At 57.1% G+C, this 9,392-nt stretch carries 8 protein-coding genes and 1 pseudogene; all 9 read right to left on the bottom strand.

Annotation, left to right across the window (positions count from 1 at the left end):
- A pseudogene (locus WCG50_RS14940) lies at positions 1 to 286 on the bottom strand (histidine kinase); the annotation flags it as partial.
- Positions 287 to 292: 6 nt separating this feature from the next.
- Positions 293 to 1,498, bottom strand: a complete 1,206-nt coding sequence (gene flgL, locus WCG50_RS14935; protein WP_336900398.1) for a flagellar hook-associated protein FlgL — start codon at positions 1,496 to 1,498, stop codon at positions 293 to 295.
- Between the two features lie 29 nt (positions 1,499 to 1,527).
- A complete protein-coding gene (flgK, locus tag WCG50_RS14930; protein ID WP_336900397.1) occupies positions 1,528 to 3,477 on the bottom strand; it encodes a flagellar hook-associated protein FlgK in 1,950 nt (649 codons plus the stop codon).
- Entirely contained in the window at positions 3,474 to 4,394 is a 921-nt protein-coding gene (gene flgJ / locus WCG50_RS14925; RefSeq protein WP_336900396.1) for a flagellar assembly peptidoglycan hydrolase FlgJ, read from the bottom strand. The genes flgK and flgJ overlap by 4 nt, the downstream gene beginning before the upstream one ends.
- A 1-nt stretch (position 4,395) precedes the next feature.
- Positions 4,396 to 5,538, bottom strand: a complete 1,143-nt coding sequence (locus WCG50_RS14920; protein WP_336900395.1) for a flagellar basal body P-ring protein FlgI — start codon at positions 5,536 to 5,538, stop codon at positions 4,396 to 4,398.
- A gap of 33 nt (positions 5,539 to 5,571) precedes the next feature.
- A complete protein-coding gene (locus WCG50_RS14915) occupies positions 5,572 to 6,291 on the bottom strand; it encodes a flagellar basal body L-ring protein FlgH (protein ID WP_336900394.1) in 720 nt (239 codons plus the stop codon).
- Between the two features lie 8 nt (positions 6,292 to 6,299).
- Positions 6,300 to 7,082 (bottom strand): flagellar basal-body rod protein FlgG, encoded by a 783-nt coding sequence (gene flgG / locus WCG50_RS14910; RefSeq protein WP_336900393.1) that lies wholly within the window; start codon positions 7,080 to 7,082, stop codon positions 6,300 to 6,302.
- Positions 7,083 to 7,109: 27 nt separating this feature from the next.
- Positions 7,110 to 7,847 (bottom strand): flagellar basal body rod protein FlgF, encoded by a 738-nt coding sequence (locus WCG50_RS14905; protein ID WP_336900392.1) that lies wholly within the window; start codon positions 7,845 to 7,847, stop codon positions 7,110 to 7,112.
- A gap of 40 nt (positions 7,848 to 7,887) precedes the next feature.
- A partial coding sequence (locus tag WCG50_RS14900; protein WP_336900391.1) for a flagellar hook protein FlgE occupies positions 7,888 to 9,392 on the bottom strand: 1,505 nt, incomplete at its 5' end.

The raw sequence follows: 9,392 nt of genomic DNA, 5'->3' as shown, positions 1-9,392 counted from the left end.
CCACCATAGCCTTATCGCGCAGGTGGGACTCATTGACCTCAATCCAGGGGCAGGTGGCCGGTGCGTGGTCCAGGATGTCGCCCAGCAACCTGGCGGACTGGATGGAGAGCAACAGGGTAGGTGCCTGCTCGGACCACAACTCGTCGATGGCCGCCAGAAAATGCTGCGAGTCCACCGGTGTGGTGTCGTCGATACCGACGAATAACTGCACCCCGCGCAGTTGTCGCAAGGGGCCCCACAGTAGTTGATAGCCGAAGGAAACGCTGCCAAGAACGGTGTGGCTCATGGTGTCTTAACTGATGTAGTTGAAGAGGGATAGTTTCTGGATTTGACCGTAGGACTGCAAGGCCGTCTGGTAACCGGTTTGCGCTTTCTGGAAGTCAGAGATGCCTTTGACCATGTCGAGGTCTTCAACGCGGGATTTGTCGGTGGTCAACTGCAGCGTGCGTTTGTCTTGTGCGCTGTTAATGTTGTCAGCACGGTTCAACCATTCGCCGGCTTGGCCTCTGGCGGCCTGGATATTGCTCATGCTGGCGTCAATTTGGGTGAGTGCCAACGAAACAGTCTGGCTCACACTGCTGCTGGTCGCTGCGGTTTTGAGACCTGAAATCGCAGTATCCAATATCTCGAAGACATTTTTTTGAGTACTGTTGCTGAGTTGAACAACATCCCCATTGGCAGGTGCGCCGTTGGCGACAAACGACATGCCGTCAAATTGGATGGCTGAGCCTGCAACATAGGGTTGGGCTACTGGTGCAGGTACTCCAATATGAGTGGGATCGATTGTGTCGTCAAAAACCTGGTAGGTTGTCGTACCTGCCGCCACGCTGAAATTCACACTGTAGCTGTGGCCCGTCAGCGCTGCCGGTGATACCACTTGCCCGGCATCAGTCGACAAAGTGCCTTTGTTGCTAGTTGTAGGCGTGACGTCAAAAGTGCCGTTGCCGGAACGCACGTTCATCCAGACGGCCTGACCGTCCATCGCCCCGGGTACGGCAACATCGGTGCTGCTCCGCTGGCCTGCGATGCCGTTGAAACTCACGGTGCCCGCTGTGTCCGTGAAGGGGGTACTGTCGCTGCCCAGTCCGCCAAACAGGGGGACACCGTTGGCGTCAGGACGGTTTGCCAAACTGAACAACTGGTCCCGCAGACTTTGCATTTCCTGGGCCTTGGAAGCTCGGTCGCTCACATTGAGCCCCCCATTGCCAGCACTGACAACGAGTTCACGAATGCTTTGCATCAAGTTGGTGGCGTCTCCCAGTGTGGATTCAGCCAAACTGATGGCGCTGCTCTGGGCGCCCAGCGCACGTTGTTCGGTCGCGACCCGCGCCAGGCGCGTTGCAGCGCGTTCAGCTTGTGCAGCACCGGTCGGGTCGTCGCTGGCCCGGTTGATGTTTTTTCCAGACGTTAACTTTCCCTGTTGGGTCGATAAGTCTGATTGGCGCGTGTAGATGTTTTGCAACGCGTTGTCGTAGGTGTTGGCTGAGCCCAGTCGCATGATTTACTCCTCTTGGGGTCGCTCTAAAACTAACGGGCCACAGTCTGCATCAGGGTGTCAAAAACACTTTGAGCAATCTGCAACATTTTGGCGGAGGCCTGATAGGCCTGTTGGTACTGCAGCAGTTTGGCGGCCTCTTCGTCAAGATTGACGCCCGCCACACTGGCGCGGTCCTTTTCAATACTGGTCGCAATGGACTCGGAGACAGCGGCCGTCGATGTGGCACTTTGAACCCGGACGCCGATGTCGGACATGATGTTGGCGAAGCCATCGGTCAATACGGCACCTTCAAACATGACCACATCGCGCAAAGCCATCATGGCTTCAGCATTGCCAGCGTTCAGTTTTAGATTGGTGTTGGCTTGAACTTTACCCGTGCCACCCACATCGACTTTGTCACCCACAACGGGCGTTCCGTTGAGTTCGAGTGACCAGCCAGGGGTCGTTGTTGGTGCATAAACAATCGCCTGACCGGGAATGTATGTATTTCCGGCGGACACGGTGGTGGATGTCGTGGAATCCACCAGGTCATAGGTGGTAGCACTGGTGAATGTCAGGGTGTATTTGTCGCTGTTTTTATCGGCAATGGTGAGGGCCGATAGGCTCGAGACAACCAGGGTGCCCTTGTTGCTTATGTAGGTGCTGGCCGCCACCGGACTTGACATGGCGAGTTCAGTGGGCGAAGTTAAGGCCGTTTTAAGGTTGGATGCAACAGCACTGAAGGGTGTAATCAGAAAACGGTCACCCCCAGCCAGTGTGCCAGCGCTGATAGCAATATTTAACCCGTCGATCTGCAGTGGAGGGACGCTTGTGAAAGCGGTCACCTTGCCGTCCGACAGGCGTGTGATGCTGCCCGCATTCGCACTGGAAAAACTGACTTCATAGTTTGAGGCGACCATTGCCGTCGAGCCTGATGTGGGCGTGGTTTGAACCGTCACCTTCAAGGTCGCCGTGCCTGTGTTGGTCGGTGAGGCAAGTCCGTCGGGTAGCGCGCCAAGACTGAACAGGTCTTTGCCTGTGTTGCCGTTCAAATCAACCCCGAGTTTGTGCTGGTCGTTGACCGCCGTACCAATGGCCAAAGCCATGCGTCCGAGCAAGTTCCGGGCGTCGACCAAATCTGTATTCTGAAATTTCAGCAGTCCTGATACCTGGCCGCCACCCAGCATCGACTCTTCCACAACGATGGATGCCCCGCCGCGCTGGAGGGTAAGTTTGGTTTTTGAGGGGTCGGAAAAAGCATCCTTCCCCACGCCAAGCGTCGATGCCGAGGCCCCTATCACCAGTGGCTGACTACCGGCTAAAAAAATACTAACCGAACCGTCGTCGGCAGGAATACTGGTGGTTTGAACGTATTGGTTCAAGTTCTTGATAAGCTGATCGCGCTGGTCCAGCAAGTCATTGGGCGTTTGGCCAGATCCCTGAGCTCGCGAGATTTGCTCATTGACCTTGGCGATTTGTCCGGCCAGATTGTTAATGGCTGTGACGCCCTCTTTCAATTGGCTGGTGACGCCATAGGCGATCTCATCCAGGCTGTTTGAGGCCGTCCGAAAACGTGAGGCCAGATCGTCGGCGCTGGTGAGTGCTACTGTGCGAGCGCTGAGGTCGGTGGGGGCGCTTGCAACGTCTGAAAATGAGTTGAGCATGTCACTCACTGCGGCACCCAGTCCGTTCGCGCCACCCTGGAAAACATTTTCAAGCTGGGTGAGTTGTTGTAACCGTGTGGTGTCCGAAGCCGCAGTTGAACTGGAGAGCGCGGCTTGGCGCGTCAGGAATTCATTGTGGTTGCGTTGGATGGTCTGGACGTCAACGCCTTTTCCTATGTAGCCGCTGCCAGTGTTCTGACCCTGTGCAGTTTGCAGCACCACCGACTGGCGCGAGTAGCCGGGCGTGTTGACATTGGCAATGTTGTTGCCTGCTGTTTGCAGCGCCACCTGATTGGCCTGCAGGGCGCGGGTGCCAATGTTGAGAATGCCGCTCATATGCTTTGCGCCACAACTTGCGAGCGTTGCAGGCGCTGCGCGACTTGAATGGCCTGCCCGAGTTTGGCACCGTAATTAGGATCGGTGGCATAGCCGGCTTTTTGCAGGCTGGTTGCAAACGCCTGGCCTGAGCCGGTCTGCTGACTGGCCTGAGCGTAGCGTGGCGATTTGGTGATGAGTCGGGCGTAGTCGCGGAATGACTCTTCATACGAGCTATAAGCGCGGAACTTGGCCACGGTTTTTTTGGCATCGCCATTGACGTACTCGGTGGTGCTCACTTCCGCCACCTTGCCGGTCCAGCCCGCTCCGGCCTTGATGCCAAAGAGGTTGTAGGAGGGCGCGCCACCTTTCGTCTTGATCTCGTGTTTGCCCCAGCCGGTTTCATGACCGGCCTGGCCGACCATGTAGCTGGCCGGGATGCCGCTGGTTTTTTCCACATTGATGGCCGCTGCCGTGTGCTGTTGCACAAAATTGCTCTGACTGAGGGTGGGTGCTTTTTTCGGGCTGGCACTGTTGGCGCCATAAGCCGCCAGTGCCGACGCTTTGCCGAGGGCGCTGGTGGTCGTTGATTTTTTGGCAGAATCCACGCCACTGGGTTCCGTGCCACCCATCTGGCGAGTCAATTGGGCGGCAATCAAATCCGACAGACCGCCAGGCTTGCCAGACATCTGCACGGCAAACTGCTGGTCCAGCAGGTCCGTACCGAGGTCGCTACCGGGGTTGTCCGTCAGGCCGGATTTCATGGTGGCCTCGCGCATGCTCTTGATGAGTTCGCGCATGAACAGCGACTCAAATTGCTTGGCCGTTTCCTTGATGGCTTCGGGCGTTTTTTGCCCGGCCTGCAACTTCAGGTTGTTGAGGGTGCGCGCATCCGCGGCGAGCGAATCGGAGGCGGATGAGATTTGTCCGTAGCTCATGTCAGATCACCTCCAACTCCGCGTTCAGCGCGCCCGCCGCCTTGATGGCTTGCAAAATGGCCAGTAAATCTTGCGGTGTGGCGCCCAGTGCATTCAGTGCGCGCACCACTTCTGAGAGTTGGTTGGAAGGCGGCAACTGGATCAACATGCCGGGTTCTTGCCGAATCTGGATGTTGCTTTTCTCGGTCACGGTCGTCGTCCCGCCAGACATGGCGTTGGGCTGACTCACCATCGGGGTCGTGGTGATGCTGACCGACAGGTTGCCATGGGCAATCGCGCATGAACCCAGCGTGACGGAACCGTTGAGCACGATGGAGCCGGTGCGGGAGTTGATGACCACTTTGGCCGAGGGCACAGAGGACTCCAGCGGCAATTCTTCCATTTCGGCAATGAAAGACACCCTTGCATCGGATTCGGTGGGGGCATTGACCTTGATGGTGCGCCCGTCCAGTGCTTTGGCAGAACCTTCGCCAAAGCGTTTGTTAATCGCCTGGGCGACGCGGCGAGCGGTTTGAAAGTCCGAGGCCTCGAGGCCTAGATTGATGCTGTCGCCTTCAAGCAAAGGCGTAAGGACCACCCGCTCAACCTGTGCGCCATTGGGAATGCGGCCAGCACTCAGGTGGTTGATCTGCACTTTGCTGCCGCCGCCAGAGGCGCCAGCGCCCGCCACGATCAAATTGCCCTGAGCCATGGCGTACACCTCGCCATCAGCGCCCTTGAGGGGCGTGGCAATCAGCATGCCGCCTTTGAGAGATTTGGAGTTGCCCATGGACGACACGTTCACGTCAATCGCCTGGCCAGGCCGGGCAAAGGCGGGGAGTTGCGCCGTCACCAGTACGGCTGCAACATTTTTAAGTTGCAGTGAGGCGATTGATGCTGCGGGCAGTGTGATGCCGAGTTGTTTGAGGTAATTGGTGATGCCCTGTGAGGTGTAGGGCATCTGGGTGGTTTGGTCACCGGTGCCGTCCAGTCCCACGACCAGACCAAAACCGGTCAACGCGTTGCTGCGAACGCCTTCAACCGCGGCTACTTCCTTGATGCGGTTGGCATGCGCTGCTGGCGTTGCCAACAGGCTGGCCAACAGCCAAAGCGCTGCCAGCAGCCAGAAGTGGCGGTTGTGGTGTGGTGTCTGAATAGTGTGCATGGTTGTTACCCCTCGGCACTATTCTCAACATCTTTAGAAAGGGAGAAAGCTGAAAAAGAACCGTGTTAACCATCCAACTGTTTGCGCTTCGGCTTGAGCGCCGCGACCTTTGGACTCGATACGGGCGTTGGCTACTTGCGTTGAATTGACGATATTGCCTGGTTGCACCAAGCTTGGGTCGATGGTGCCGGAGAAGCGCAGCACGTCTACGTTCTGGTTCACGCCAATCTGTTTTTCGCCTGCTACGACCAGATGGCCATTGGGTAAGACATCCACCACGGTGGCGGTGATGGAGCCAGTAAAGGTATTGGCGCTTTCTGTACCGCCTTTGCCGGAGAAGTCGCTGGCAGAGGATGTACCAACACCGGCTTTCAGGTTGGCCAGGTCCAGTGGCGACAGCAATGGGAAGGCCGAGACGCTGGCAGAGCCGGAGCTGGTGCGGTTGGCGGTTGATTTGGAAACTTGGCTGGCGGTCACGGTTTCCACGATCAGAATCGTGACGATGTCACCCACTGCGCGGGCACGCGGGTCTTCAAACGCGGGCCGGTAGCTGACCTTTTGAAACAGGCTGCCGTTGTTGGCGCGGGCGGGGAGTGCGGCCATTGGTTGCGCGGCCTTGGTTTCGGCAAAGTCCACTTTGACGGTTTGCGGCAACGACTCGCACCCGGCGCAGAGGGCGCCTATGGCCAGCACCAGGCCGCAACCTTTCAAGGCGTGGCCCAACTGATTCAAGCGTGCAGAAACGGTATTCATGATGATCTTTACAGTTGGCCCAGCTTTTGGAGCATCTGGTCCGAGGTCTGAATGGCTTTGGAGTTCATCTCGTAAGCCCGTTGCGTCTGGATCATCGTGACCAGTTCCTGCACCACGTTGACATTGGACGTTTCTACATAGCCCTGCATCAAGGCACCCAAGCCGTTCGAGCCGGGGGTTCCACTGTTGGGTTGGCCAGACGCTGGCGTTTCGCTGTACAGGTTCTGGCCCTTGGGGTCCAGACCCGCCGGGTTGATGAAACTGGCCAGCGCGATGGTGCCAATCGACTGCGGGGCAACGGTGCCAGGAATCTGTGCGGTAACGGTACCGTCACCCGCAATGGCAATGCTGGTGGCGTTGGCGGGAACCGTCACGCCATTGGCAATTGGCAAGCCGGTGGCGGTGACTAGTCGGCCTTGCGAGTCCACTTGGAACGAGCCGTCACGCGTGTAGTTGGTGGTGCCGTCGGGCATGGTGACCTGGAAGAAGCCATTGCCCTGCACCGCCACATCCAGCTTGTTGCCCGACTGTTGCAAGGCGCCTTGAGAAAACGAACGGCTGGTGGCCACGGTGCGCACACCCAAACCGACTTGCAGGCCGGTGGGCAATTGGGACTGCTCGGAACTGTTGGAGCCAGCTTGGCGCAGGTTTTGGTACATCAGGTCTTCAAACACAGCGCTGGCGCGTTTAAAACCGTTGGTTGATGAATTGGCCAGGTTGTTGGAGATAACGTCCAGCTGCATTTGCTGGGCTTCCATGCCGGTCTTGGAGATCCACAGAGAGTTGATCATGATGGTGTCCTTCGGTAATTAGCGGGTTTACTGCATGCTCAGCAATTTGTCGGCCGATTTTTCATTGGCTTCTGCGGTTTGCATGAGCCGCATTTGCGTCTCAAACTGCCGGGCAGTCGCAATCATGCCGACCATGGTTTCAATTGCGTTCACATTCGAGCCTTCCAGCACGCCCACATTGAGACGGGCAGTGGCATCGCTAGGCAATGGATCGCCGGAGGTGGACCGAAACAGGCCGTCGTCACCACGCTTAAGTGGGTCATCGGCCGTGGGCGTGATGAGTTTCAGGCGTCCCACGCCAGTCGGTGGCTGGTTGCCCACCTTGGCACTGAGGTTGCCGTCAAAGCCAATCGAGACTTCGGCGCCGGTTGGGACTGAAATAGGGGAGCCACCGTCGCTCAGCACGGTGAGGCCATTGCTGGTTTTCAAAGTGCCGTCATTGGCGACTTCAAATGAGCCGTTCCGGGTGTACGACTCGGTGCCGTCCAGCGCCTGTACGGCAAACCATGAGTTGCCCGTGGTCATGGCATCCAGACTGCGCCCGGTGCGCTGGGCCGAGCCGGGGGTGTCCAGGTGGCCCGGCGTCGCTTCCAATGCGAGCACACGAGTGGGTGCGCCATCGCCCCGAATGGGCACGGCCCGAAAGGTTGACAACTCGGCACGAAAGCCGTTAGTGGAAGCATTGGCCAGGTTGTTGGACAGAACCGCCTGGCGGTTGGCGGCCGCATTCGCGCCTGACATCGCGGTGTAAATGAGGTGGTCCATGGCGGTTCCTGTTCAGAGCTTTAGTAAAGGTCCGTGGCGATCAGCGAAGGTTGACCAGCGTTGTCATCACCTGATCCTGCGTTTTGATGGTTTGCGCGTTGGCTTGGTAGGCGCGTTGCGCGGTCATCATGTTGACCAGTTCGGCGGTCAGGTCAACGTTGGATTCTTCGACCGCACCTGCCGTCAAATCACCAAATTTCCCGGCGCCCGGGGACCCCAGCACTTCAGCGCCAGATGTAAAAGTCGCAGTCCAGGTCCCTCCGCCGTTAGCGGACAGACCTTGCATGTTTCGAAAGTCGGCAATGGCAATCTTTCCTTTGGATTGGGTTTGACCATTGGAATACTTTGTGTTGATCACACCTAAGGCATCAATGCTGACGCCGGTGAGTTCACCGGCCGTGTAGCCATCCTGAGTTAAATTGGAAACAGCAAAAGAAGTTCCATATTGCGATGCTTTCGTGACATCCAGCGTGGCGGTGAAGTTGCCGATAGCAGGGTTAGGAGATGTCAATGTCAGGGGTTGCGTCGACGTAGGGAATGTTAACTTGCCCGTGGTGTCAAACTGCATTTGAAACAGGGCGCCCGATGCTGCAAACGGTGTACTACCTGGAATCAATGGAGTGGCTGGGTTTAAACCAGCCGTTGTATAAGTACGCATGACGGCAGGAAAGAGTGTGCCGAGGCCATAAGTTGGCTTGTTCACCCATCCTGAGGTAGGAGTGCCTGCGGCAACTAAGACGGCTTCGGCTGCGTTGGCTGCGAGGTTGGTGGTATTGAGTGTCGCATTGCTCGCGTTAATGGTCGCGTTAGCTAGGTTGATTGCCGTGTTAGTGGTGTTCAGCGCATAGTTGGCGGCATTGGTGGATCCAATGACGGCATTTGCGGCAAGTGCGGTTGTACCTGCTGTCAAGGCATTTGCATCAAAAACATTCCAAGTGTCTTTTGGTATAGCGGGGTTCGCCGATGGGTCTGGCCCCACTTTGACAAAGTACAAACTCACTGGAACTTCTACACCTTGAGAATCATAAGTGGTGAGCGAGGTTCCGTAGGTAGTGATGGGTGTCGGCGGTGATATGTTGGTCGCTACAACTGCGCGTGCATCCAGATTGAACTCTGCACCGATGGTTGTCGTTGCACTGGCTGGGATGGGCGCATTGGTGGGGACAGATAGTTTTTGCGGCGTGATGCTGGTAGTTACACCCTTGTTATCGGTTGGGTAACCCATGACATTGGCGCCAGTATTGGTCACGATATTGCCACTACTGTTCAGTTTGAACTGGCCATCACGTGTGTAGGCCGGGGTGCCATCGGGCTGTTGAAGTTTGAAAAACCCCCCTCCGTTGATGGCGACATCGAGGTTGTTGCCCGTGATGGTGATGTTGCCTTGTGAAAATTGTTGTGAGACGGTGGCAACGGAGACCCCAATGCCCGCGCCAGAGCTGCCACTGGCACCTAAAGAAGACGCCACCAAGTCAGAGAACTCGGTACGCGAAGATTTCATGCCGACCGTGTTGGCATTGGCAATGTTGTTGCCGATGACGTCAA

This window comes from Rhodoferax sp., assembly GCF_037143375.1.
In the GTDB taxonomy this organism is placed as follows: Bacteria; Pseudomonadota; Gammaproteobacteria; order Burkholderiales; family Burkholderiaceae_C; genus Rhodoferax.
Note: the sequence above shows the minus strand (reverse complement) of the source record. Positions and strands in the feature narration are given on the sequence as shown.